Origin of the sequence: Spiroplasma culicicola AES-1 (genome assembly GCF_000565175.1) — a bacterium.
Lineage (GTDB): Bacteria > Bacillota_I > Bacilli_A > Mycoplasmatales > Mycoplasmataceae > Spiroplasma_A > Spiroplasma_A culicicola.
On sequence record NZ_CP006681.1, the window covers coordinates 322299 to 348941 of the forward strand.

Genomic DNA, 26643 nt, shown 5'->3' on the forward strand with positions numbered 1-26643 from the left:
AAACGGCTTTTTTTGATCTTATTGACAAAAAAAAAAAAAAAGTATTATTAAATTAGTAAGTGTTCAGGGATATACATAATGATAGTGGGGAAAAAATGAAACGATATGAATTTTTAAAAGATAATAAAAAACTGATGAATTTTGTAATATATCCTTTAATAGCAATATTTATTGTTAATTTTATTTTCTTTATTATTGGATCAGTTTATGATTTTGAAATAATGGAAATATTTGCTCATGGAATTAAATTTGATTTACTAAAATATATATCAATTTTTAATCTTGAATCAGGCTATACTGAACTTTATATTGCTTTTATATTGGCGGGATTTATAATTCTAGAATATACAATTTACTATAAGCGTAAAAATAAAGGTATAAATGAAAAAAATTCACCAGTAGCAATTATTTTTGGTCTAGTTTTAATTTGAATCTTATTAATGACATTAAAAACTTATAGAAAATGAGAATTTGATTTTTGAGTTGAAACAAAAGAAGGACTTAGTATTCAATTTAGTTTGACAAAGATGTTAACAGCAACTGAATATAGATCGATATTAGTATGCGTAATAATTTATCAATTTATTCTTCTATTAGCAGTTTTATTATACGCAAAGTTAGTCTTTTTCAAAAAACCTGATTTTTATGAAAAACAATATTGAAAAATAAGTATCAAAGTTATAGTTTATTTCTTTATTGCCTATGGACTTGTTGGAACAATGAAAATTGTTATGGGTAGAGACTATTATAGTGGTATGGAGAAAGTTGTAAATGATAGAATTGAACTTTATGAATCAATGACAGGTGTCAAACTTGAATTGACAGATGATTTAATTACTTCACCTGAAGGTTATCAACCATGATGAACTTTTAATGGATTAATTGGCAATCCTGATAAAATCACATGAACTTTTGATAAATTATTCAATAATAATGCCTTTCCATCAGGACATATGGCACAAGTTGGAGTGGTTGGTTCATGTATCTTCTTTATAATTGAACCTAGAAATTCAAATACTCTAAATAAATGAAAAATTACAATTATTTATTTATTTTTCTTACAACAATTAATGACAGTTCTTTCATTCTTAATTAATGGTTCTCATTGAATTACAGATACAACATTTACATGAATGTGATCAATTTATGTAATTTATTTATCAAATCTCTCAGTTGATAAATATTTTGAGAGAAGAATCATTAAAAAAGAAGAAGCAAAAAGTGTGAAACTAAAATAAAAATCCTTAAAGAGGATTTTTTTATTTAAAAACCATGATTGATATGATTGAATTTCACTCTAAAACAATTTATACTTTATATGTTGTGTATTAACTTTTATTAGGGTATGCAATCACATTTAGGAATTCACAAACCTAGTGCTTATCGTTTTAATTAGATAAGTGGTTATGTGTTCGAACTATATGGAAGACTAACAAATTTACTAAATTTATAAAGAGGAGAAAAAAAGATGGCAAAAGATCTTACAAGAGACCAGTTATGAGATGCTGGTGCACAATTTGGACATCAAACAAAAAGATGAAATCCAAAGATGAAACCATATATTTATGGAGCAAAAAATAAAAATCACATTATTGACTTACAACAAACAATTTGAAGACTAGAAGATGTTAAAAGAATTGTTACAAATATTGGTCAAAAGAAAGAAAAAATTATTTTTGTAGGAACAAAACGTTCTGCAAAAAATGCTGTTAAAGAAGCTGCATTAAGAAGTGGAAACTTCTTTGTTAACTCAAGATGATTGGGTGGAACTTTAACAAACATGAAAACAATTTCATTAAGAATTAAAACTTTATGAGATATTGAAAATGAAGAAAAAACAGGAAAAATTAATTTAAGACCTAAAAAAGAACAAATTCTAATTAAAAAAGAAAAAGCTAAATTAGAAAAAACTTTAGGTGGAATTAAACAAATGCATAAATTACCAGCAGCAATGTTTGTTGTTGATCCAAAAACAGATGAAATTGCTGTTAAAGAAGCAAGAAAGTTAAGAATTCCAGTTATTGCAATTTGTGATACAAACGTTGATCCAGATATGGTTGACTATGTAATTCCTGCAAATGATGATATTCAAGAATCTGTAAATATTATTACAAACTATATTGTTGATGTTTATGCAGATGCAGCAGGAATCAAAATGCAACCAAGTAACTTGAAAGTTGTTGCTCAGAAAAAAGAAGAAAGAGTATATACTCCAAGAGCTCCGAGAGAAAACTATGAATCAAGAGCTCCGAGAGAAAACTCAGAAGCTCCAAGAGCTGCAGTTACAACAGAAAAACCAACTGTTAAAAAAGTTGAAGTAAAAGAAGAAAAATAATTAAAGGAGAACTAGAAAAATGGCAGTTACACCACAATTAATTAAAGAATTAAGAGAAATGACATCAGCTGGGATGATGGACTGTAAAAAAGCTTTAGAAGCAACTAACGGTAACATTGATGATGCTGTTGTTTGATTAAGAGAAAATGGACTTGCAAAAGCTGCTAAAAAAGCAGATCGTGTTGCAGCTGAGGGAGTTTCATTTGCAAAAACAAATGGAAATAGAGGAATTGTTTTTGAAGTTAACTCAGAAACTGACTTTGTTTCAAAAAATGATAAATTTATGGCTTTAATCCAAGAAATTGGAACAGCTTTATTAGATTCAAATGTTTCTACTTTAGAAGAAGCATTAGAAGTAAAATTGACAAGTGGAGATTCAATTAAAGATGCATGTATTAATGCAACTGCAACAATTGGTGAAAAAATTGAATTAAGAAGAATTTCAGCTGTTGAAGGTGGAGTAATTTCAGTTTATAACCATGCAAACAGTAGAATTTCAGTATTGTTACAATTTGAAGGAAACATTTCACAGGAAGATGCTTACAATATTTGTATGCATGTTGCTGCAATGAGTCCAAAATACTTATCAAAAGATGAAGTTCCTCAAGACTTTAAAGATGCAGAAATGCATATTATTAAAGAAACAACTGATTTAACTGGTAAACCAGAAAATATTGCTGAAGGAATTTTAAATGGTAAGTTAAATAAAAAATTAGCTGAAGTAACATTATTAGAACAAGGGTTTGTAATGGACGAAAAACAAACAGTTGGAAACTTTATTAAATCTAAAGGTGCAACTTTAAAATCAATGAATAGATTTGAAGTTGGAGAAGGTATTGAAAAAGTTACAACTGACTTTGCAGCTGAAGTTGCAGCACAATTGAAAGGTTAGTTGAAATTAAATGACAAAAATAGCATTATTATCATGATCAAATGATGGAATGTTAGCAGAAGCAAGTAATTTATTAATTATGTTAATTACTGGACTTGCAGCTGTAGTTATTCCTTCGATTTATACATATGTACTTTTATTTAGATACAAAAAAAGTACAGATAAAAAATTAGCAAACAAATGATTTATCACTCTTATTTTAGGATTACAATTTGCAAGTTTAATATCTGTTGTTCTTGGATGAATGTTCTTATTTGGTGAATTTATATTACCAGGTAATGATGGAGCAGATTTAGCACAAATTTTATGTATTACTTTTATAGTATTGACATATTCATTTACAGCAACTTGATATTTACTAATGTTTTTAGTTCCCCAATATTGCTTTATTATTTTTGAAGAAGATAAAATTGGTATTTTAGGAGCTTTCATTAAAAATGAAAAAATTATCAAAATTATTGATGATGAAAAAACAAAAAGAGTTTATATAAATTATCTTGAAGGAAGAACTACATTAAAAAAATTATCAATTTCAAAAAGCTTAGTTTTAGGGCAATTCTTTGTTGAAACTGCACCAGAATTTGGTTTAAAAATTGAACAAACAAATCAATTAGATTTCTTTAAAGAAAAATTAAAAGAAATTAAATTAGGTTCAACTAATCAGCCAAAAGCAGAAGTTAAAGAAACAAAAAATAAAGAAGATTCTCAGTCAAAAGAAGCATAATTATTAAAAACAGAGATATTTATATCTCTGTTTTATTTTGCAAAAATTATTAAATTAGATTAAACTAAAAAAGAACAAAATATTAGTAAAGGAGAATTAACAATGAAAAAAATACTAATAGTTCTTACAAACACAAAAACATATGGTCAAAATTCAGAAGCTACAGGGTTGTGACTTGGAGAAGCCACAGAATTTATTGATGAAATTTCAAAATATGAAATTGAATACGATTTTGTTAGTCCAAAAGGGGGAATGGTTCCTATTGATCCTAGAAGTTTAAAATATGCAAAAAAAAGTGATTTAGTAATGTACGAAACACAAGATTTTAAACAAAAAGCACTATTAAAGTCATTAAAACCAAGTGAAGTAAATGCTAAAGATTATTGAGCTATTTATTTTACAGGTGGACATGGGGTAATGTGAGATTTTCCTCATAACAAAGAATTACAAAAAATTAGTTTAGATATTTATAATAATCAAGGCTACATTGCAACAGTTTGTCATGGAATTGCTGGTTTATTATATTTACAAGATAGTGAAGGTAATTATTTAATTGCAAATAAAAAAATTACTGGTTTTACTACAACAGAAGAAAAATTAAGTGGTAAAAAACGTTTAGTACCATTTTTAAATCAAGAAGTTGCAAAAGAACATGGTGCAAAATTTGTGAAAAAACGTTTCTTTAGTGCTCATGCAGTTCAAGATGGACAATTAATAACAGGACAAAATCCTCAATCTGTAAGAGTTACTGCTAAAAAATTATTAAAAAATTTATAAAGTAAAAAAAGAGAAGCATTCTCTTTTTTGTTTTGTGAAATTTTATTGCAAGTTAGAATTTGATTAAAATTTAGTTCATGTTTATTATAAGATTTTATTGAAAAAAGGCAGAGGTAGCGCAAGCTTGAGAAATACTCTTAGAACCTGATCTAGTTAATACTAGCGTAGGAAGTCCTTAATAAAGACAATATCTGCTTTTTTTCGTGGAGGTATTTCATGGAAAAAAATAAAAAGATGTGAGTTTATACAACGATTATTCTTACATCAATTAGATTAATTGCATTTATCAGTGTATTAATCTATTTTATGATTAAAGTTTATAATGCCAAAACAATTGATTGAGAAGAAAATATTGATATTCCATTAAGTATATCGGAAAAAATATTTACTATTTTTGCATTTAGTTTTTCAATTATTGCTATAACTTTAATTTCAGTCTCATACGTGTTTATGTTTATTTTTGAACAAAAACAGGGGTGAAAATTTTTGGTAAGTTCAATATTAATTTTAAGTATTGAAGGAATTGCTTATTCATTTAAAAATACTCAAGATTTTAAAACATCTATTAAATGAAAAAAATGAGCAACAAAAGATATCACAGCAGTAGGATTACTATTGGGTTTATACCTATTAGTAGACTTTGTTAGTGGTTTTATTCCTGCTTTGCCATTTTGAATAACAATTTCATTTAAATATATATTTTTATATTTTGGTGCTTTTGTTTTGCCATTAACTGCTTCAATTACACTGTGTTTATTGGCCTCAATTATGACAGTATTAATGCCAGGTACTGCTGTATTTACTTTTTGACAATTTATGTTTGATTATTTATTGCCTACGACTTTATTTTTTACAGCAGGTTATTTTAAACCCAATATTGAAAATACAAATAAATACTACAAATTTTATAGTTGAATAATATTTGTATCAGTGCCAATCATATTTTTATATTGTTGTCGTGTTATTGCTGGAGTAGTTTATTGATTAAATCCAGGAGCATTAGGAGAAGATCCTTTCTATGCATTTCAATGACAAAGCACAATTGGTTATTCAATGATATTTAATTCTTTTAATACAATTACAGATTATATTACTTTATTAATTTTGACCCCATTAGTATGTAATGGTCTAAAGGTAATTAAACAAAATTATTTTGTAGATTAAGCAATTGATATAAATAAAAAATAGTATTTTAAAGATTCTGATTTTTTAGGTCTTTAAAATGCTATTTTTTTAGATTAAAATAGACTAATTTTGCTATAATCTTTTTAGTGAGGTAGATATGGCATTACAGTTTAAAAGAGTATTATTAAAGATTTCAGGAGAAGCCTTAAAAGGAAGCGATGAAATTTATGACAAAGAAAAACTTGGAGACGTTGCTCAACAAGTAATAGACTTAACAAACCAAGGATTACAAGTTGGAATTGTAATTGGCGGGGGAAATATTTGAAGAGGAAAACTTGCAGGTACTTTAGAATTGCACAGAATTGAAGCAGATTATATGGGGATGTTAGCAACAATCATGAATGCACTTGCATTTGAAGCAACTTTAAAGAAAATGGGATTTAGCAAAGTTAAAGTTTATTCTTCTTTAGAAATTAAAACAGTTACAAGTGCATACAACTATAGAAATGCACGTGAAAAGTTAGATGAGGGATATGTAGTAATTTTTGCTGGAGGTACTGGATTTAGTTACTTTACAACAGATACTGGTGCATGTATTCGTGGAATTGAAATCCAAGCAGATGCATTATTAATGGCCAAAAATGGTACAAAAGGTGTTTACGATTGTGATCCAAACACTCATCCAGATGCAAAATTTTTCTCAGAATTGAGTTATGATGACTTACTTGTAAAAAAATTACAAGTAATGGATTCAACAGCTGCTACTCTTTCAAGAGATGGACAATTAGAAATCGTTGTTTTTGATATGAATGGAAAAAACAATATTGTTAAAATTGCCCATGGTGAACTTGAAGCCACATATATTAAATAAATTCAAAATTAGTGAAAGGAAATAATAATTATGTTAAATCAAATTTTACAAACAATTGAATTAGATATGATTTCAACAATTGATTCATATAATGATTTTTTAGCAAAAGTTAGAACTGGAAGAGCTAATGCAAACATGTTAAAAGGAGTAATGGTTGATTTTTATGGAACACCAACTCCAATTGAACAAACTTCACAAATTTCTTCACCCGAACCACAACAACTTGTTGTGAAACCTTATGACAGAAGTCAAGTGGGAGCAATAATTGCTGGTATTAACAAAGCGGATTTAGGTTTAAATCCAATGAGTGAAGCAGATTTAGTAAGAATCAACATTCCTTCTTTAACAGAAGAAGTTAGAAAAGACTTAGTAAAAAAAGTACAAAAAGAATTAGAACAATTTAAAGTTAGAGTAAGAAATGCTCGCCGTGATGGAAATGATGCTGTTAAAAAATCTAGTTTAACAGAAGATGAAAAAAAATCAGGTGAAAATGATATTCAAAAATTAACAGACAAATATATTGCCAAATTAGATGAATTGGCAAAAGCAAAAGAAAAAGATTTAATGACTATTTAATATGAATTGTCTTGAATGTAATCAAACAATAACAAATAAACAATTGTATGTTAAAGAAGAAAATGATAGTGGGATCTTTTCTTACCATACAAATTGTCATTTAAAAAAATTTGGCGATATTATGCAACAAGAAACTGAACTTGCACAAACAAGTTCTCGTAATATTAATGTTGATGTTTCAAAAATGTCAAATGTATTATTTTTAGTATTATTAGCAATAGCAATTATTTGTGGATTAGTTTTCATTATTACTTTAATATAATGGAAGCTTGTTATTATTGTAAAAAAATAATACTAGAAAATGATGCATTTACACGTGATACTTTAGATCAAAAGTATAAACAAACATATCACCAAGAATGTTTTAAACAGCGCGCATTAAATTTAAAAGTAATCGCAACAAAAAATAGTGGTAATAATAAAAGAAAAAACAGGATATATGATTGATTATTAATTTGCTTTGGAATAATCTTATTAATTGAAATTATTGCAATAGTTATTTTAATAGTTATTTAATGGAGAGAAAAAAATGGATGTAAATATAGATAAGTATTGGAAGACAGTTGGTGTAGAGATGTTATTATCTTATGCACAATTATTGAATATTAATACCTCTGAAGAGGAAATGTATGATATGGTCTTTGAAGAAGAATATAACACAGAAGAAGCTTATGATTATTTCGAACCAAAATTAATAGCTTGTGCAAAAGCTTGAGATATTATTAGAAATACTATTTTAAAGTATTGAGAAAATCCAACAATTGCACAAGAACCAGAATTTGTAACTAATGCAATGAAGCAATTTCATGATGTTTTAAATGTAACTGGAGAATATTGTAAATATTTTGATTCAAAATCTGAAGTTGGAAAAACTTTTTTAAAGGATTTTATGTTAATGCGTACAGATATGCTTAAAGCAACTTCAATTAACTCATTTTGTGAGTATTTATTAATTTTTGTTTTGAAATGTCTTCAAACTATTGAAAGTAATATAACAATTTATGAATATATTGCATATTGAGCACAAGGAGCAATTTTATTTAAAGGTTTTAAACCAATTATTTTTAAAGAAAGACATGAATTATTAGAATTTATAAATAAAATGAATATTGTTGCAAAACGTTTAAAAGCACAAAAAGTTGCCCCAAAAGATTGAATGTCTCAAAATGCTGTTCAAGAAATTGTTGGTGAACTTGTTCTTACTTCAGAAGAGTGAACATACTAAAAAATAAATAGATAATAATTAATGCTTTTATAAAGCATTTTTTATTTTTATTTTATTGCAATATAACTTGGATAATATATACTTAAAAATAGAGGTGCAATATGGGTTTTAAATTAGGGGCATTAGTATCATATAACAATGAAAACTGAGTTATTGTTGATATGATTACTAAACAAATTACAGAAGGAAATTTATATTTTTTAAAAATAAAAAATATTTTAACACAAGAAATAATAAGTGTTGATTCAAGAATGGTTCAAGAAGTTAGTGTAAAGAAAAAAGAACCAATTAAAGAACAAAGTATCGATGATACAGCATATATTCAATCATTATTTGATGAAGTTGGTAACATGGATACTGATGAATTTTTTGATTTAGATTCACAAGAAACATTTGATCTAAGTGAATTAAATATTACAGATGACAATGATATTCAATCTGATAACCCACAATTAACTAGACTTGTTGAAAATTTCCAAATTCCTGAAACTAAAGTTCATTTAACACCAAGAAGAGCTGTCACTCCAAGTTCATTTGAAAGTGTTCCACCAGTTGATGAAACATTAAGTAATATGAACCCAATTGGAGAATTAAATACGCGTGAGTTTATACCATCACGTTTAACTAGACCAATGGTTGAAGAAACAAAAACAATTGTAAAAGAAGCAAGAGAAATGGTTAATGAAATTAACATTCAACCTTCAAGATTAAAACAAGAAAATCCAGTTTATCAACAACAAGAAGCTGAGCCAATTCAAGAAAAAAGAATGGCAAGTACTGAATTATTTCACAATATTCAACCAGTTGAAGAACCTAAATTTGAAGAAAATTTAAATAGTTTTGTTTCATTAGAAACAGAAAAAAGAGTTGTTGAAGGTTTAAGCGATAAAGCAGATAAATTTAAAGAGCAACATTTTGATGCATTAACAACTGGACCATTAAATACTAAGAAATTATTTGATAGTTTTAATAAACAACAAAAAATTCAACAAAATCTTGATGATAATTTTAAAAAGAATAGTGATACAAAAACAGATGTTACATTATTTGGAGTTCAATCAAACTTTGATAAAAATGCTTTAAAAGAATCAAAAATCTATCATAAGTTTAAAGTTATGAGTGGTTGGCTAATTGCAATGTTTATTATTTTGTTAATTATTCCCTTTGCATATGGATTTATGAAGTTGTCATATAGTTGATTACAAACTGGGGGAACAATTGACTTTAAACAATTAATTATTATAAATTTAACGCTTGAAAGTGGAATGGTCTATTTTATTGCAGATCTATTACTTGTAGTTGCATTTCCAATTTGATTAGCAATTTTTACAATGTATTTAGTAATTTATTTAATTAATGTTAATGATAAACAATACAAAAAAATAGCTTTCTATAATTTCCAATTAGAAAACAAAATTTCTGTAATTGATTCAATTCAAGAATATAATAATGAATCAAGTTTATATTTAATTAAAGTTCACAATGATATGAAAAAACTAAAAAAAGATGTAAAAAGTTTAAAAAACAATGCAAATATCAATGATTCATTAAATGAAGAACAAAGAATAAATATCCCACATTAATTGTGGGTTTTTATTTTAATTTGTAATAAAATAATATGGAACTTAAAAGGTGGATATATGACTAGCTGAGAATTGAGCATTTTATTTCCAATAATACTTGTAGGCACACTTGGTGTCTTATTTTTTGTCGTTTTTAAAGAAAAAATTAAAAAAAATAGCTGACTTTTTTTACTAGAAACATTTGCTTTTTGAATAGCAACAAGCTTTGTAGGTTATCAAGTAGCAAACCAATTTAGTGAAATACAATCTAGTGTGTCAAAAACACAATTAATTATTATTATTTTATTTTCATCAAGTCTATTTACAATCTTTTTAAAACCATTAGCAACATTTTTTACAGGACTGATTAGATCGCGAAAAACATGATTGTGAATATCATATACAATTTTATTTATTCAAAATATTTTACTAATTTTTATGACTCCTTCAGTTGTAACTTCAATTATAAATGCATTAATGTATGCAATATTATTATCAACTTCAACAATACACTTTTTATATTTTAATGAACAATTTTATTATCGAATTAATACATTACCTGTAACTTGAATAATATTTACTTTAATTGGTTCAGGTTCAATCTTTGGATTATTTATTTTTGATATCCAAACAATTGTCTTTAATGTCGATAATTTATTTGTAACAAATATTATTCTTGCACTAGTTGCAATTGGGTGTATTGTTTTGAATATTTTTAAAAAAGAAATTAAAAATTTAGCTGGTGTTTTTGATTCAAATATTATTGAGCAATTGCCAAAAAAGAATAATATCAATTTTTTAGTAATTTATTTTTTAACTTTTTTATTGGTTTTAAGTTATTCAATGTTAGATTCAAATTTAGTAAAACAATTTTTACAAATAAAATTGATTTCTAAAGGATATAATCAAGATTTTATTAATAGTTTTTTAAATTTGAATCAAATTTTAAGTCTTTCAATTGGAACAATGAGTGGATATTTGATTTATAAATATGTTTTAAAATATTTTGGACAAAAATACTTATTTATAATTAATTTATTTATTCTATTTACTCTATATGCCACTCTTTCATTTGTAACAAATCCATTTATTGTTATTGTTATCAATATTTTAGTCGTAATAGCATACAATCAACTCTTATATACTTTATTTTCATTCTGTATGTTTTGAAATTATCGTAGTCCAAAAAATCCTGTCACTGGTTTTTTTGGTAGTGCTTTATTTGGTGCACAATATTTATCAAGTAGTGCTGATAATTTATTTAATAACAGTCAAAATTCTTTTGTACAAAATATTCACTCAATTATTGCAGGAGAAATTACAGATTTAACGATAATTCAAGAACACAGTGATCAATTTAGAGATATTATTACAATTATCTTTGCAATAGCATCATTACTTGTACTGGTTGCTTTATTGGTATATTATTTTACAAGTAATAAAATTATTGCTGACTTTGTAAATTATCGTTTAGCAATGCAAAATTTAAAAACAATATTGAAAAAAAGAATGATTGAAAAAACAAAAACTCAAATTGATGTTGAAAATTTAGACGCAAATGAGTAAAAGAAGGGGTTCAATAAATATGTATAAAATTGAAAATAAAAAACTTAAAGTAGAGTTTACAATTGATGAAATTGGTTTTGAAATTAAGTCTATTAAATATAATAATCAAGAAGTAGTTTATCAAGAAGAAGGTAGCTGAAAAAAACGTTGACCAACTTTATTTCCAGTTTGTGGATCAATAATTGATGGAATTGTTCATGAGGGCAAAAAATATGATGTTCCAAGACATGGTTTTTTCAAAGAAATTAAAGAATGAATTGTAGAAGTTAAAGGTGAGCTTGCAACTTTAACATTTAATTCAAATCAAATGTTTAAAGATATCTTTCCATTTGAATTTAAATTACAGCTTGATTTAATTTTAGAAGAAGATACATTTAACTTTAAAACATCAGTTACCAATTTATCAGATGAAGTAATGTATTATTCATTTGGACATCACCCAGCATTTTTAACTGATTCAAATACAAAAATTGTCTTTGAAAATGAAGAAAATTATTCAATGAAAATGGGTCCGCATGGAACTTACTTAAAAACTGATGAATTATACAAAGCAAAAGAAATAACTGTAGCAGAAGTTGATTTTTCAGATTCTAAATCATTATTCTTTGATGAAATTAAATCAAATTGAATTAAATATAACTATAAAAATGTCGAAATTACATTTGATATTGAACAATATCCATATTTTATTTTATGATCTACAAATAATACTTCAAATTATATCTGCATTGAACCATGACAAGGACTACCAGATGAATACGAAAGACAAGATTTAGAGTTCAAAAATAAAAAAGGAAATGTCTCATTAAGACCAAATCAAACTAATGTTTTTGATTTAAAAATGAACTTTAAAAATATTTAACAAAAAATCAACACTATTTACTGTGTTGATTTTTTCATTCTTCATAATATTCTAAAATTAATGTTTTTAATTCAGGAACAAGTAAATCTTGTGCAACTGTTTTAAAGATTTTTCCTTTTTTAAAAATGATTCCACCTTTATTGCCCCCAGCAATTCCGATGTCTGCTTGAGAAGCTTCACCAGGTCCATTTACAACACAACCAAGTACTGCAACTTTTAAAGGGAAATGCAATTCTTCAACAAATTCTTCAATTTCTGTAACAACGTCTTTTAATGCAAATTCAAGTCGCCCACAAGTTGGACAAGCAATTACTTCGACCATATCTTCAAATAAACCCATTGAATTTAATAATCTTTTGGCAACTTTTATTTCCATAACAGGATCTTCACTTAAACTAATTCTAATAGTACTTCCAATTCCGTTAAATAAAAGATAGCCAATTCCAAAACTAGATTTGATAGCTCCATTTAATAAACTACCAGCTTCAGTAATTCCAATATGTGCTGGGTATTTTCATGTTTTACTTGCTAAAGTATAGGCTTCAATTGCCATTAAAGGATCTGTTGCTTTTAATGAATAAATAATATCGTGAAAATCTAAGCGTTCTAATATTTCTATGTGTTCTCTTAAAGCTTCAACCATACATTTAGGAGTTCATCCATATTGAGCTACCAATTTTTTGGGTAAACTACCAGAATTGACCCCAATTCTAATCGGAATCTTTTTTTCACGACATTTTTCAACAACTGCTATTGTATTTTCTTCAATTCCAATATTTCCAGGATTAATTCTGATTTTGGCACATCCTGCATCTGCTGCAATTAAAGCAAATTTATAATTGAAGTGAATGTCTGCCACAATTGGAACAGGACTTCTTTTAACAATTTGAGCTAAGGCATTGGCATCATCAATTCCCAAGACAGCAACTCTTACAATTTGACATCCTTCTTTATAAAGACTGTTAATTTGAGCTAAAGTTGCTTCTACATCTCGTGTTTTTGTTGTAGTCATTGATTGAATAACAACGTTATTATTGCCCCCAATTTGAATGTCACCAACCATCACAGGTCTTGTATCTTTTCTATTTATCATGTTAAAAGACTCCATTTCTTAAAAGTTAATCATTAAAATAATACAATAATTTTAGAAATAAAAGACTTAATTTGACTAAATTTATAAAACATAATTTTGTATAATTAAATTTATAGGAGAAAAAATAAGTGTCTGAAAAAATTACTCTAAAAGATATTGTTGAAATTAATAAAGTTTTGACAAAACAAGAATATACTTCACATAAAGAATTTGAAGCTTATTTGGACGTTATTGGTGAATATATTGATGACACTTTCTTCAAACAAGATGTTATAATTGAAAGGCTTTTACATTATAGTGAACAAAGCTATAGATTTTTAGATATTAATATTAATAAGAATTGAGAAGTGGAGTTATCAACAAAACACGTTCATGATTATTTATCAAATTGTCGCAGAGCAATTGAAAAATCATTATTTGGACCAGAACAAATATTTGATTTATCAATCTTTGTAGAAATTAAAAGTATTGTGGGCTATTTCTTAGAGAAAGTTCAAGATTTTGATTCTTTAAGAGATTATGAAACTTTATACAGTATAAATACGGTTGAATTTCATCAACAAAATGAAACCTTTAAATATTTATATACTGCTTTTGATAAATTCACATATATTGCAAGACACTTAAATGATAAATACTTTAAAAAAGTAAAATCAGATTTAAGTGAAGAAAATCTAAAATTCTTTACTGATTTTGCTCGAGATATTTCATTTTTAACAGTTGATGCCAAAGCTTATACATTATTAAATGATACAATTGAAACAATAACTTATTCAAAAGCATGACATTATATTAGACGATTGCGCAATAATTTAGAACATGACTTTGCCGATCCTTTATGTAAATACAATATTACATTTTCAATTGAATTATTATTTATAATAATTGGTAGAATTATGTTAGTTTTAAATAAGACATTAAAAAATGAAATTGATATTCGCAAAACTTTAGAAGAACTAAAAAATAGTTAGGAAATATAATTAAAATGGAACGATGAGAATCAGTACAATTAAGTAATTTTGAAGGTCCTTTGGATTTACTATTACACATGATTAAAGAAAAAGAAGTTAACATTTTTGATGTTAATTTACTAGAACTTTCAAATCAATATTTAGAATATATTAAACGTATGTTAACTTTAGATATTGAAATGGCAAGTGAATATTTAGTAATGGCAAGTTATTTAGTGGAATTAAAGTCAAAATTATTAATTCCAAAAGAAGTGGTTGATATTAATTCAAATTATGAAGAAGAACAAAGAGAAGAATTATTAATGCGTCTTTTTGAATATCACAAAATTAAAGAGGTCACTGACTTTTTTAAAACTCAACAGGTTGAGGGATTAAAAACTTATAGTAAGCCAAAATCAATTATCAAAATTACAAAGATTGATGATGATAAATTACCATTAGCACCAAATAATGTTGATATTGATAAATTTTCTCAAATATTTTTAAAAGCAATTGAAAAATCAAAACTTAAAACTATGGAAACAAATACTTTAAATACAAATGAAGTTTCACCAGAAGAAATTGCTGTTGAAATTAAAAAGTATTTGGCACAGCATCAAATTGATGAGATTAAATTAGAAGATTTAATTGAAGAAAAAGAGTTTTCTTTAAGAATGCTTGTTGCAACATTTTTAGCAGTTTTAGATTTAGCTTCTAAAAATATCATTACAATTTTTCAAAAAGTTAATGATGTAATTATTAAATATAACAAAGGAGATGATTAATTATGGATATCAAAAAAATGCAAGCTATCACTGAAGGACTTTTATTTGTTAACGGTGATGAAGGAGTTGAAACTGAAGAATTAAAATTTATTCTTTCTGTTGAAGATGACGTCATTATTGAGCAAATCATTTTAGCTCTAATTGAAAAATATCAAAATGATCAATCATCTGGATTAGATATTCAAAAGTTTGCAAAAACTAAATTTAGAATGATTACAAAAAAAGAAAATGCTGATTATTATGCTAAATTATCAAATGTTAAAACAGAAGCTAAATTATCAACAGCAAGTATTGAAACTTTATCAATAATTGCTTATAAAGGACCAATTAGTCGTCATGGAGTTGAAGATATTCGTGGTGTTAATTGTGAGAATATATTTTATAAATTAAAATTAAGAAATTTAATTACTGAAGCTGGAAAATCTGATGAAATTGGAAAACCAATGTTATACAAAGTAACAGATGACTTTTTAAAATATTTTAATTTAAACAGTTTAGAAGATCTGCCTAAACTAAAAGAAGCAGATATCGAAGAAAGAGATATTTTCAGTAGGGATTAAATATGGAAAGATTACAAAAAATAATTGCCTCAAGGGGTTATTGCTCAAGAAGGCAAGCAGAAGTTTTAATGACTCAAGGAAGAGTTAAAGTAAATGGACAAGTTGTTACAGAACTTGGTTCTTCATTTGATGATAATGTTGAAATTTCAATTAATAACAAACCATTATTAAAAGTAGCACAGAAAGTTTACTATTTATTTAATAAACCAAGATTAGTTTTAACAACAATGCATGATCCCAAAGATCGTCCAACTGTTGCAGATTACTTTAGAGATAGCAAAATTCGAGTATTTCCAGTTGGACGTTTAGATTATGACGTTAGTGGAGCTTTAATTATGACAAATGATGGAGAATTTGCAAACTTTGTGATGCATCCAAAATATGAGTTTCGCAAAACTTATCAAGCATTATGTAAAGGTTCAGTTTCAAAAGCACAAATAAAACAATTAGTAAATGGTGTTGTGATTGATGATGATTATAAAACTAAGGCAATTTATGCTAACTTAATTAAATATGATGCAAAATATGATGAATCAATTATGGAATTAACAATTGCAGAGGGAAGAAAACACCATGTTAAAAAAATGTTAATTGCAGCAGATATTTATTTAAAAAAATTAAAAAGAACACAAATTGAATTCTTAGAAATTAATGATATTGAAGTTGGTAAATTTAGAGAATTAAAAACTCATGAAGTAAAACAATTCTATGGAATTTATAATTCACTTTCAAAGAGAGGCAAAAGGTAAACTATTTATGAGAATAGCATTATTTGGTACAGTTGGTGCTGGAAAATCTACAGTATCTGAAGAAATTTCAAAACGTTTAGGATATGAAATATTTCCAGAACCAATCGATAATAATCCATACTTTGATGATTATTACAAAGATATGAAAGCAAATGTTTTTAAAATGCAAATTTATATGTTAACTGCTAGAAGTAAACAATTGCTTGATGCAAAAGTTCTTCAAAATGTTATTTTTGACAGAACAATTTTAGAAGATCCTATCTTTGTTGCAGTTAACCATCATTTAAAAACTATGAATGATATTGATTATAAAACTTATACTGATTTTTATGAACATGTTGTTATTCCAAATCTTGGACATAGATCTGAATTTGATTTAGTAATTTACTTAAAAGTTTCAACTGATAAAGCAATTGAAAGAATCAAAGAACGTGGTAGAGTTCAAGAATTAGATACTCCAAGAGAATATTGAGAAATTTTAAATCAAAAATATGATGATTTCTTTGAAAGAAGAAAACATATGTTTAACTTTTTAGTAGTTGATGCTGAGGGAGATAATCTTGAAGCAAAAATGGATGGAATCATGGAAAAAATTTATCAAATGGAGCCAACATTAAAAAAATAAAGTTATAAAGAAAAAGAATATGAATTTAAAATTCGTATTCTTTTTATTTTGTTTTGTACTTTAAAACATAATGTTGTAAAATTTTAAAGTACAAAATAGTAAAAGAGGAAATTTTATGGGAAGAGCACACGAAGTTAGAAAACAAAGTATGGCCAAAACTGCTGCAATGAAATCTGCAATTTATGGTAGAGCTTCAAAAGAAATTTATATGGCAGCTAAAAATGGAAGTAAAGATCCAGAAGCAAATCTTGCCTTAAGAAGTGCAATTGATAAAGCAAAATCTAAACAAGTACCAACTGATGTTATTCAAAGAGCAATTAAAAAAGCTGAGGGAAATGATGGAGAGAGTTTTACTTCAAATCGATATGAAGGATATGGTCCTGGAAACTCAATGATTATTGTTGATTCTTTAACAAATAATGTTAATAGAGCAATTGCAGAAATTAGAGATGCTTTTAATAAAAATGGGGGAAAAATTGCAAACTCAGGAGCAGTTTCACATTCATTTCAAGCAACTAGCTTATTTGCTTTTTCTGGATTAAGTGTTGAAGAAACTTTAGAATTATTAATGGAAACTGATGCAGAAGTAAACGATGTTGTTGAAGAAGATGAATCAACTGTAGTTTATGCTTCATTTCAATCATTTAATACAGTTAAAACTGCACTTGATAATGCGGGAGTTAAAGAATATCAAATGGCTGAAACAACAATGTTAGCAGATGAAGAAATGACAATTGCAGTAGAAGAAGATAGAATTAAATTTGAAAAACTAATTGATAAGTTAAATGAACTTGAAGATGTTCAAAATGTTTATCATAATATTAATGAAGAAACTATGTAAATTTACATAGTTTTTATTTTATGTTATATTTACATTGGAGGATGAATGTGGATGAAAAAATTATTAATGCTATTATCAATAGCACCACTGTCTGCAATAGGTGCAACTGTTGTAGCATGTGACCCAGTGCCTTTTGTAATTAATATAGATTTAGAAAAAGACATTGAGCAAACTGAATTAGGAGAAATTATTTTTACTAAGGATGAAATTGAAAATATAGAAAAAAGATCAACAAAATTATTTAATAAGATTGTTGAAAAAAACTCAAAAATTAAAAAAGACTATGCAAAATATTTCTTAATTGAAATTGCAGAAGATAAAGCTATTTTAAGAGCTAATCCAGAATATGAAGAGAACGTAAGTGGGACTTCAACTTTTACATATGAAGCAATTCAAGAAAAACAAAATCTTAAAGATTTAATTAAAGTGACTGCTTTAGGTGAATTTAGTGAAGAACCAAATGAGCAAGAAATTTTTGATAAAGTTGAAGAATTGAATTCGACTACAATTGGAGATTTAACATTTGATGACGTTACAATTGCAATTATAAATAAAAAAGCAACAATTACTGCCAAAGAAGAAAACAAAGACTTTACAGGTTCAGTTTCAGTTAATTGAACACTTGAAGGAGAAAATGTTGAGCCAACTGATATTGCAGATTTGATTAAAGTGACTGCTTTAGGTCAATTTGATGAAACACCAAGTGAGCAAGTAATTTTTGATAAAGTTGAAGAATTGAATTCGACTACAATTGGAGATTTATCATTTGGAGACGTTACAATTGTGATTACAGGTGAAAAAGCAAAAATTTCAGCTGCTAGTGATTCATTTACTGGAACTGTTGAAGTTACTTGAACAGTGGCTGTTCCAGCAATTGATATTGCAGATTTGATTAAAGTAACTGCTTTAGGTCAATTTGGTGAAACACCAAGTGAGCAAGAAATTTTTGATAAAGTTGAAGAATTGAATTCGACTACAATTGGAGATTTAACATTTGGAGATGTTACAATTGCGATTGCAGGTGAAAAAGCAGAAATTTCAGCTGCTAGTGAATCATTTACTGGAACTGTTGAAGTTACTTGAACAGTGGCTGTTCCAGCAATTGATATTGCAGATTTGATTAAAGCAACTGCTTTAGGTGAATTTGGTGAAACACCAAGTGAGCAAGAAATTTGAGATAAAGTTGAAGAATTGAATTCGACTACAATTGGAGATTTAACATTTGGAGACGTTACAATTGTGATTACAGGTGAAAAAGCAAAAATTTCAGCTGCTAGTGATTCATTTACTGGAACTGTTGAAGTTACTTGAACAGTGGCTGTTCCAGCAATTGATATTGCAGATTTGATTAAAGTAACTGCTTTAGGTCAATTTGGTGAAACACCAAGTGAGCAAGAAATTTTTGATAAAGTTGAAGAATTGAATTCGACTACAATTGGAGATTTATCATTTGGAGATGTTACAATTGCGATTGCAGGTGAAAAAGCAGAAATTTCAGCTGCTAGTGAATCATTTACTGGAACTGTTGAAGTTACTTGAACAGTGGCTGTTCCAGCAATTGATATTGCAGATTTGATTAAAGCAACTGCTTTAGGTGAATTTGGTGAAACACCAAGTGAGCAAGAAATTTGAGATAAAGTTGAAGAATTGAATTCGACTACAATTGGAGATTTAACATTTGGAGACGTTACAATTGTGATTACAGGTGAAAAAGCAAAAATTTCAGCTGCTAGTGATTCATTTACTGGAACTGTTGAAGTTACTTGAACAGTGGCTGTTCCAGCAATTGATATTGCAGATTTGATTAAAGTAACTGCTTTAGGTCAATTTGGTGAAACACCAAGTGAGCAAGAAATTTTTGATAAAGTTGAAGAATTGAATTCGACTACAATTGGAGATTTAACATTTGGAGATGTTACAATTGCGATTGCAGGTGAAAAAGCAGAAATTTCAGCTGCTAGTGAATCATTTACTGGAACTGTTGAAGTTACTTGAACAGTGGCTGTTCCAGCAACTGATATTAATGAATTAATTGATGAAAAAGAATTAGGTGAATTTCCAGCTGATATAGATGAAGAAACTATATTTAATAAGTTTATTGAATTAAATGAAAATCTAAAAGATAAAATATCTTTTGAGGATGTAGATGTAGAAATTACTGAAGATGGAAAAGCAACAATTACTGTTAAAAGTGAAAATGAACAATATACTGGAAGTGTTGATGTTACTTGAACAATAACAGATGATAGTGAAGAACAACCTGAATAATAAAACTCAAAACAACAACTAAAAGTTGTTGTTTTTATTTATAATAAATATGTGATTGGAGAAATTAAAATCAATGAATAAAGATATTATTTTACTAAGAGCAGTTGAAGTTGCTGCAATAGCAACTTACAAATATATTGGAAAAAAAGATAAAAATTTAGTAGATCAAGCAGCAGTTGAAGCACTTGAAGTAATGTTAAGAAATGAAAGAGGTTTTAAACTAAAAGTAATTAATGGAGAAGGAGAACTTGATGAAGCACCAATGTTATATGTTGGACAAATGCTAGGTGATGTTGATAATCCAGATGCACCTTGTTTTGATGTGTCTGTAGATCCTGTTGAAGGAACACATCCAGCTGCAAATAATTTTGCAGGAAGTATTGCAGTAATTGCAATTTCAAAAGAAAATACAATGCTTCAACTTCCAGAAATGTACATGGAAAAATTATTTGTAAGTGATGAATTTGTTGATGCAATTGATTTCAGTAAATCAATTGTTGAAGTTGCAAATGATATGCAAATTCATGCAAGAAGAAAAGACTTAAAATGTATTATTTTGGATAAACCGCGTCATCAAAAAACTATTGAAGCTTTAAGCGCAATGGGAATTGTTGTACGTTTAATTCAAGATGGAGATGTATTGGCAGCAATTGATGTAGTTAATGGTGAAGCAGATTTTGTTTATGGAATTGGGGGAGCACCAGAAGGAAGCTTAATGGCTTCACTTTCAATTGCTTCAGGATGTAAAATGTATGCTAAATTAGTTTCATACAAAGATATTTGACCTAATGAAGTTGAAACAGAACAAAGAGTTATTAAAGAAAATGCTTGATTAGAAAAACACAATATTGATTTTGATTTAGTTTTTGAAGATACTAATTTAGTAAATGATCAAAGAACAAGATTCTTTGCAACAGGAATTACAGCTGGGGGAACTTTAAAACCAATTAATTATCGAAATGGTAAATTCTATGTTAATGCTTTTATTGCAAGTCATGGAATTGTAAGAAATATAAAAACTATTTATGATATTAAAAAAGTTAATGGTTTAAAACCAGACATTAAATATTTATTTGAAAAATACAAAAGATAGGTAAAGCCTATCTTTTGTATTATAATTAACCTAGGTGATTTATATGTCTAGTTTATCTTTAATAATTTATTTAGCAGTTGTGCTATCATTTATGACAATTATATTTTTAAAGACATATAATACAATTTTGTATTCTAAAATTGAAGTTAAGCATATTAACTCAGCAGATATAAATATTTCAACTTCAAAAATTAATGAAATAATGAATTCTTTTTTAAAATTTTTAAATGTTAATGATTTAAAAATTAATTATGGTGAACATGAACAATATTTACGTGTGCACCAAATGTTAAATAAAAGTAATAAAACCATTGATATTCCTCGATGAGTAATGCCAAGTGTGGGTTATGAATTAGATTATTTACTTGCAAGTATCTGATACAATTGCAAAATTTATAATAAGGATAAAGAAGTAAAGAAATATAATTTCTTAGTAAATATATTACCTGCAGTATTTATTTTTATTTATTTTATTTTATTTGCAGTGTGAGTTGTTTTTATTATTACAATTAGCTTCTTTTTAAGAGAAGAAGATATTATAAGATCATTTTTAAGTGTTTTTCAAACTTATTATTTATTAGAAATTCCGACAATTATATGTTTTATAGTTTATATTAGTATGATATTTTTATCTCCAAAACTAAAGTATTATTTAGAAACAAAATATGAAAGAGAAATCATTGATTTTGTAAATAGTGAATTTTCAGGTTATAAAGCAGATATAGCAGCGGCCAGAGTTTATGCCTTAGAAATTGGAAAAGTCCATTTTGGTTTTTTTAAATTAAGTGGCAAAACAATAAACATTAAATTTTTAGGTCCTTTTACAAATCTATAAAAAAACTTAACTGTTTCATCAGTTAAGTTTTTATTTGCCCCATAAATGTATATGATATATTATATCACAGATCTTGTCATCTTTGCACTTGAGACAACTTACAATTATAATAATAGTAATAACAATTAAGTAAGTCACAGGGGGTGTTTTTATGAAAAAGTTATTATCACTATTAGGGGCAGCTTCATTAACTGCAACAGGTGCTTCATCAGTTGTTGCATGTGGAGGTCCTTTAACTAAAACTCAAACACAAATATTGAATTCTATTATTAACTTTATAGAAAATAAAGAGAATTTTAAATCAGATAACATATCTGCTCAAGAAATTATTAACGAAACTAAGCAAAAATTTGAAAATGAAAATGAAAATTTATATATTAATCAAAAAGATGCCATTCCAGAAATGTCATCATTATTAGTATTAATTGATTTAGAGGAAAATATTGATTCAAAATTAACGTTTAATTTGGAATTAATTACTCCAGATTTAATATCAATTTTTAATAATGAACCAAAATGAAATGAAATGGGAACTAAAGAAAAAGCAACTTTAGATTTAAATACAGTTGTGGATCCAGAGGTACCAAATCCAGATCCACAACCTGAACCAGAAAACCCAGGAACAGAAAATGAAAAGGATTTAGAAGCAAATATTCCAAATACAGATTTAGGGCATTTTTCAAAATATCCTTCTAGATCAGATATTATTATTAGAACTGCACAATTAAATCCAAAAGCACCTTTAAATAACGGTGGTTTCGATGTAGATTATCGAGGATGAGATGATGGTAGTGGAAAAGACACTGCAACTATTTATCCAACTCAAAATTCACATGTGGGTCTAACAGGAAAAGTAACATTGCATTTTACATATACAGTTACAGTTTAAAAAAAGAGAATTTTATATAAAATTCTCTTTTTTTATGCTTGTCCTAAACCTTTTTCTTTTCATTCAGCGATAATTTCTTCTTTACCACCTGGTTTTAGATATCTATCTTTATATTCTACAAAACGGTCTTTACATTCTTGAATTTCGTGAATTGCTTCGTTTAAATCTCCTCAACCATCAATTCTAACTTCTTTTTTTTGTAAAGCTTTATATTGTAAGAAGAAGTTTTCAATTTCATCTTTTAAATGTTGAGGTACATCTTCTAATTTTTGATAAGTATTAAATCTTGGATCATCATTAAATACACCAAATAATTTAGTATCAATTTCTCCAGCATCAATCATACGAATTGTTCCCAAAATTCTAATATTTACTCTAACACCAGGAAGAGTTGGATATGTAACTAAACTAATAACATCTAATGGATCTCCATCTCAGTCTAAAGTTTCATCAATAAATCCATATTCACCTGGATAAAAGTTTGCTCCGTACAATACTCTATCTAAACTAATAGTTTTTGAGTTAATATCGTATTCATATTTGTTTGAACTTCCTTTAGGAATTTCAACGATCATTTCAATGACATTGTTTTTCATAATTTATTTACTCTCCTTATACAAAATGATTTTATAGTAAAATCATAAAGTATTATAAAAAAATTGAAGGGAGTAAATTTAAATGGAAAAAAACAATGATATTGATTTTTACTATCAATTTGAAAGTAAAAGTAAATATTTTAAATTATCTAGTTACAAAATTGTTTTACTAGCAATGATTATTGCTTTAAACTTAATTCTTTCAATTATTAGTGTCTGAGTATTTCAATGAATTGCTATTATTGGATTTTTAAGAATTGAAATCAGTTTTATAACTTACTTAATTTGTTGAAAAACAATAAATGGTTTTTATGCCATGTTAATAATTACACCTTGTACATGAATGCGCTATATGGGCTTTGACCCTAATGTTGAACCAGTGGGGTTATTATCTATGAATTTAAGTGATTTATTTATAATGGGATGTTTTATCTTATTTGCTTGAGTTTTTACAATTCATAAATCATTTAAAAATGTATATGTAAAAATTTTTATAATTTCATTAATTATTTGTTTAATAGGCAGTTTATTTAATATTTTATTAAATTTCACTTTCCTATTAGACTTATATAGTTTTTATTTCGGAGTTTCTTTTGATTATTTAAAATCTTGATGATATGCAGGAATATTAACAGGCTATGTTTATTTAAAATATATGATTAATTTAATAATGTTTATTTCAATTTATAAGGTTTTAAATATTATTAGTAAAAATGATCATCATAATAATAAGTAACTACAATTGTAGTTATTTTATTTATAAAAATTATAAACTTTAATTATAATTTTTATAAATTAGTATATAATATAAATATAAGAAATTATCAAGGAGAAAGTTTTATGGAAAAAGATAATCACAATGTTCCAGAACACACTGGAACTAAAACAAAAGATCATTATCATGATGAACACCATTTTGATGCTCTTGGAAACCATGATGATGTTAATGAAAATGATTTTAATTTTAAAAATAGTATTTATACAAGTAGAAAAAATTTAATTTATCGTATATCTGCTTCAGGAGTATTTTTAGCTCTTGCAATTGTTGCTACAGGTATTGATTCTTTACTTGAAAAATTCTTTACTCTACCATTAGAAGGAGTATTTCTACCAGTAAGATATTTTGATATTGTAGTTGTATTTTTATCAATTGGAATAATTGGACCAATTTTTGCAAGCATTTTAGGATTATTAATTCCTTGAATACATTTAGGATTTGATCCAGTTCATGGGCCTTTGCCTTCATTAATAGACTCAATGGGGTATTTTGTTATTATTTGAGTATTTTGAGCTGTTTATTATGTAATTTTTAGAAATTCATATATTCACAAAGATCCAAATCGCAAAAAAGATTTAACAAAAAGATGAGTGCCAATTGCTATTTTTGTACCAATTGCATTATTAATTTATGTACCTTTAACTGTATGAATAATTTATGTAACAAATCCAGATCATGAAACTGCATCTGCAGGAATTAGTCTATTTCATGATGATCACGATCATGGTCATTGAAGCGCATTTAAAGAAAAATATCTAATTTATACAGCAATTGTGACTGGTTTTGAATCAGTTAGATTTATTGCATGTTATATCTTATTTGCAGTATTAGAACCACAAATGAAAAAAACAAATCACAGATTTAGATAAAAATAATACCCTTTATTCAAAGGGTATTTTATTTGAAAAAAAGCAAATAAGGTCTTGATAATTTGTTAAAATAAGAATGTAGTTAAATTCTTTATTAATTACGTTGAAATGGGGGATACATATGGCAAAAAAACCAGTGTTTGTTTCAATGGATTTAGGAACAGCTTATACATTAGTATATATTTCTGGACAGGGAATCGTGTATAACGAACCTTCAATCGTTGCTTACAAAATCAAAGAAAATAGAATTGTTGCAGTTGGTGCAGAAGCTTACAAAATGATCGGGAAAGGTAACAAAACTTTAAGAATTGTTAGACCGATGGTTGATGGAGTTATTACAGACATCAAAGCAACTCAAGCTCAATTAAACTATATCTTTGCTCGTCTAAGATTAGATAAAACTTTAAAAGGAAGTGTCATGTTATTGGCTTGTCCTTCAATTATTACTGAATTAGAAAAAAATGCATTGAGAAAAATTGCTCTTAACTTAGGAGCAGCTCACGTGTATATTGAAGAAGAAGTAAAAATGGCTGCCCTTGGTGGTGGTGTAAATATTGAAGCGCCAACAGGACAATTAATTGTAGATATGGGTGGAGGAACAACTGACGTTGCAGTTATTGCATCTGGAGATATCGTTCACTCAAAATCAATTAAGATTGCTGGAAATACTTTAAATGAAGAAATCCTAAAATTTGTGCGTGCACAATATGGGATGGATATCGGTATTAAAACTGCTGAAACAATTAAAGTACAAATGGGATCATTAGCTAAATTTCCTGATGAAAAATCTATGAAAGTTTATGGACGTGATGTTGTTTCGGGATTACCAAGAGAAATTGAAATAACACCTGCAGAAATTAGAGAAGTGTTAAAAATTCCTTTATCAAAAATTATTGATTTAACAGTTAGAGTATTAGAAGAAACACCACCAGAATTAGCTGGAGATATCTTTAGAAATGGATTAACTCTTTGTGGAGGAACTGCATTAATTAAAGGTATTGATAAATATTTTGGAGATACTTTACAATTGCCAACAAAAGTGGGACAACAACCATTACTAGCGGTAATTAACGGAACTGCTAAATTTGAAGATTCAATTTTTGAAGAATTAAGAAGAAGCATGAACTCAAAAGAGCTTTCATTATAATTAAACAAAAAGAACTTATTAAGTTCTTTTTTTTTTTTTTTTTCAATAAA

29 protein-coding genes and 1 riboswitch are annotated in these 26643 nt (G+C 26.9%); of the genes, 27 read left to right on the forward strand and 2 right to left on the reverse strand.

What is annotated here, in order from left to right:
- The first annotated feature begins 95 nt into the window (after positions 1 to 95).
- From SCULI_RS01510 to SCULI_RS01575, 14 genes are all read left to right on the forward strand, one after another.
- Complete coding sequence (locus SCULI_RS01510) at positions 96 to 1238, forward strand: phosphatase PAP2 family protein (RefSeq protein ID WP_025362870.1); 1143 nt, start codon at positions 96 to 98, stop codon at positions 1236 to 1238.
- Between the two features lie 230 nt (positions 1239 to 1468).
- Positions 1469 to 2335: a 30S ribosomal protein S2 gene (gene rpsB, locus SCULI_RS01515; protein ID WP_025362871.1), complete on the forward strand. Its 867-nt coding sequence runs from the start codon at positions 1469 to 1471 to the stop codon at positions 2333 to 2335.
- Positions 2336 to 2354: 19 nt separating this feature from the next.
- Positions 2355 to 3227, forward strand: coding sequence for a translation elongation factor Ts (tsf, locus tag SCULI_RS01520; protein WP_025362872.1), 873 nt, complete (start codon positions 2355 to 2357; stop codon positions 3225 to 3227).
- A gap of 10 nt (positions 3228 to 3237) precedes the next feature.
- The gene (locus SCULI_RS01525; RefSeq protein ID WP_025362873.1) at positions 3238 to 3951 is read left to right on the forward strand and encodes a hypothetical protein; all 714 of its coding nucleotides are present in this window, start codon (positions 3238 to 3240) and stop codon (positions 3949 to 3951) included.
- Between the two features lie 102 nt (positions 3952 to 4053).
- Positions 4054 to 4728: a type 1 glutamine amidotransferase domain-containing protein gene (locus SCULI_RS01530; RefSeq protein ID WP_025362874.1), complete on the forward strand. Its 675-nt coding sequence runs from the start codon at positions 4054 to 4056 to the stop codon at positions 4726 to 4728.
- A gap of 99 nt (positions 4729 to 4827) precedes the next feature.
- A riboswitch (TPP riboswitch) is annotated at positions 4828 to 4916 on the forward strand.
- A gap of 28 nt (positions 4917 to 4944) precedes the next feature.
- Complete coding sequence (locus tag SCULI_RS01535; RefSeq protein ID WP_025362875.1) at positions 4945 to 5892, forward strand: energy-coupled thiamine transporter ThiT; 948 nt, start codon at positions 4945 to 4947, stop codon at positions 5890 to 5892.
- Between the two features lie 118 nt (positions 5893 to 6010).
- Positions 6011 to 6724, forward strand: coding sequence for a UMP kinase (gene pyrH / locus SCULI_RS01540; protein ID WP_025362876.1), 714 nt, complete (start codon positions 6011 to 6013; stop codon positions 6722 to 6724).
- Positions 6725 to 6754: 30 nt separating this feature from the next.
- Positions 6755 to 7300, forward strand: coding sequence for a ribosome recycling factor (frr, locus tag SCULI_RS01545; protein WP_025362877.1), 546 nt, complete (start codon positions 6755 to 6757; stop codon positions 7298 to 7300).
- Position 7301: 1 nt separating this feature from the next.
- The gene (locus SCULI_RS01550) at positions 7302 to 7562 is read left to right on the forward strand and encodes a hypothetical protein (protein ID WP_025362878.1); all 261 of its coding nucleotides are present in this window, start codon (positions 7302 to 7304) and stop codon (positions 7560 to 7562) included.
- Positions 7562 to 7816 carry a hypothetical protein gene (locus tag SCULI_RS01555; RefSeq protein ID WP_025362879.1) on the forward strand — a complete coding sequence of 85 codons (255 nt, stop codon included), beginning with the start codon at positions 7562 to 7564 and terminating at the stop codon, positions 7814 to 7816. Before SCULI_RS01550 ends, SCULI_RS01555 begins: the two co-directional genes overlap by 1 nt.
- A gap of 13 nt (positions 7817 to 7829) precedes the next feature.
- Positions 7830 to 8525, forward strand: coding sequence for a hypothetical protein (locus tag SCULI_RS01560; RefSeq protein ID WP_025362880.1), 696 nt, complete (start codon positions 7830 to 7832; stop codon positions 8523 to 8525).
- A 101-nt stretch (positions 8526 to 8626) separates the two neighbouring features.
- The gene (locus tag SCULI_RS01565; RefSeq protein ID WP_025362881.1) at positions 8627 to 10108 is read left to right on the forward strand and encodes a hypothetical protein; all 1482 of its coding nucleotides are present in this window, start codon (positions 8627 to 8629) and stop codon (positions 10106 to 10108) included.
- Positions 10109 to 10165: 57 nt separating this feature from the next.
- Positions 10166 to 11653: a hypothetical protein gene (locus tag SCULI_RS01570; protein WP_025362882.1), complete on the forward strand. Its 1488-nt coding sequence runs from the start codon at positions 10166 to 10168 to the stop codon at positions 11651 to 11653.
- Between the two features lie 19 nt (positions 11654 to 11672).
- Positions 11673 to 12515 (forward strand): aldose epimerase family protein, encoded by an 843-nt coding sequence (locus SCULI_RS01575; protein WP_025362883.1) that lies wholly within the window; start codon positions 11673 to 11675, stop codon positions 12513 to 12515.
- A gap of 13 nt (positions 12516 to 12528) precedes the next feature.
- On the opposite strand, the gene ispG is transcribed toward SCULI_RS01575, so the two are convergent.
- On the reverse strand, positions 12529 to 13608 hold the full coding sequence (gene ispG, locus SCULI_RS01580) for a flavodoxin-dependent (E)-4-hydroxy-3-methylbut-2-enyl-diphosphate synthase (RefSeq protein ID WP_025362884.1): 1080 nt from the start codon (positions 13606 to 13608) through the stop codon (positions 12529 to 12531).
- A 128-nt stretch (positions 13609 to 13736) separates the two neighbouring features.
- Here ispG and SCULI_RS01585 point away from each other — a divergent pair, with 128 nt between their 5' ends.
- The 10 genes from SCULI_RS01585 (at position 13737) to SCULI_RS05740 (ending at position 23203) form a co-directional block, all read left to right on the forward strand.
- Positions 13737 to 14579: a hypothetical protein gene (locus tag SCULI_RS01585; protein ID WP_025362885.1), complete on the forward strand. Its 843-nt coding sequence runs from the start codon at positions 13737 to 13739 to the stop codon at positions 14577 to 14579.
- Positions 14580 to 14593: 14 nt separating this feature from the next.
- Positions 14594 to 15343, forward strand: a complete 750-nt coding sequence (locus SCULI_RS01590; RefSeq protein ID WP_025362886.1) for a segregation and condensation protein A — start codon at positions 14594 to 14596, stop codon at positions 15341 to 15343.
- 2 nt (positions 15344 to 15345) lie between these two features.
- Positions 15346 to 15903, forward strand: a complete 558-nt coding sequence (gene scpB, locus SCULI_RS01595) for an SMC-Scp complex subunit ScpB (protein WP_025362887.1) — start codon at positions 15346 to 15348, stop codon at positions 15901 to 15903.
- On the forward strand, positions 15900 to 16652 hold the full coding sequence (locus tag SCULI_RS01600) for a pseudouridine synthase (RefSeq protein ID WP_025362888.1): 753 nt from the start codon (positions 15900 to 15902) through the stop codon (positions 16650 to 16652). Before scpB ends, SCULI_RS01600 begins: the two co-directional genes overlap by 4 nt.
- A 7-nt stretch (positions 16653 to 16659) precedes the next feature.
- Positions 16660 to 17277 carry a deoxynucleoside kinase gene (locus SCULI_RS01605; RefSeq protein ID WP_025362889.1) on the forward strand — a complete coding sequence of 206 codons (618 nt, stop codon included), beginning with the start codon at positions 16660 to 16662 and terminating at the stop codon, positions 17275 to 17277.
- A gap of 115 nt (positions 17278 to 17392) precedes the next feature.
- Positions 17393 to 18118, forward strand: coding sequence for a YebC/PmpR family DNA-binding transcriptional regulator (locus SCULI_RS01610; RefSeq protein WP_025362890.1), 726 nt, complete (start codon positions 17393 to 17395; stop codon positions 18116 to 18118).
- Positions 18119 to 18169: 51 nt separating this feature from the next.
- Positions 18170 to 20386, forward strand: coding sequence for a hypothetical protein (locus SCULI_RS01615; RefSeq protein WP_025362891.1), 2217 nt, complete (start codon positions 18170 to 18172; stop codon positions 20384 to 20386).
- 73 nt (positions 20387 to 20459) lie between these two features.
- Positions 20460 to 21479 carry a fructose-bisphosphatase class II family protein gene (locus tag SCULI_RS01620; RefSeq protein WP_025362892.1) on the forward strand — a complete coding sequence of 340 codons (1020 nt, stop codon included), beginning with the start codon at positions 20460 to 20462 and terminating at the stop codon, positions 21477 to 21479.
- Between the two features lie 43 nt (positions 21480 to 21522).
- A complete protein-coding gene (locus SCULI_RS01625; RefSeq protein ID WP_025362893.1) occupies positions 21523 to 22314 on the forward strand; it encodes a hypothetical protein in 792 nt (263 codons plus the stop codon).
- 151 nt (positions 22315 to 22465) lie between these two features.
- Positions 22466 to 23203: a lipoprotein gene (locus SCULI_RS05740; RefSeq protein WP_025362894.1), complete on the forward strand. Its 738-nt coding sequence runs from the start codon at positions 22466 to 22468 to the stop codon at positions 23201 to 23203.
- A 32-nt stretch (positions 23204 to 23235) separates the two neighbouring features.
- Here the strand turns inward: SCULI_RS05740 and SCULI_RS01635 are convergent, their stop codons facing one another.
- Positions 23236 to 23799 carry an inorganic diphosphatase gene (locus tag SCULI_RS01635; RefSeq protein WP_025362895.1) on the reverse strand — a complete coding sequence of 188 codons (564 nt, stop codon included), beginning with the start codon at positions 23797 to 23799 and terminating at the stop codon, positions 23236 to 23238.
- Positions 23800 to 23881: 82 nt separating this feature from the next.
- Here SCULI_RS01635 and SCULI_RS01640 point away from each other — a divergent pair, with 82 nt between their 5' ends.
- The 3 genes from SCULI_RS01640 (at position 23882) to mreB (ending at position 26593) form a co-directional block, all read left to right on the forward strand.
- Complete coding sequence (locus SCULI_RS01640) at positions 23882 to 24535, forward strand: hypothetical protein (protein ID WP_025362896.1); 654 nt, start codon at positions 23882 to 23884, stop codon at positions 24533 to 24535.
- 104 nt (positions 24536 to 24639) lie between these two features.
- Positions 24640 to 25446 (forward strand): ECF transporter S component, encoded by an 807-nt coding sequence (locus tag SCULI_RS01645; RefSeq protein ID WP_025362897.1) that lies wholly within the window; start codon positions 24640 to 24642, stop codon positions 25444 to 25446.
- Between the two features lie 121 nt (positions 25447 to 25567).
- Positions 25568 to 26593: a rod shape-determining protein gene (gene mreB, locus SCULI_RS01650; protein WP_025362898.1), complete on the forward strand. Its 1026-nt coding sequence runs from the start codon at positions 25568 to 25570 to the stop codon at positions 26591 to 26593.
- The last annotated feature ends 50 nt before the right edge of the window (positions 26594 to 26643 follow it).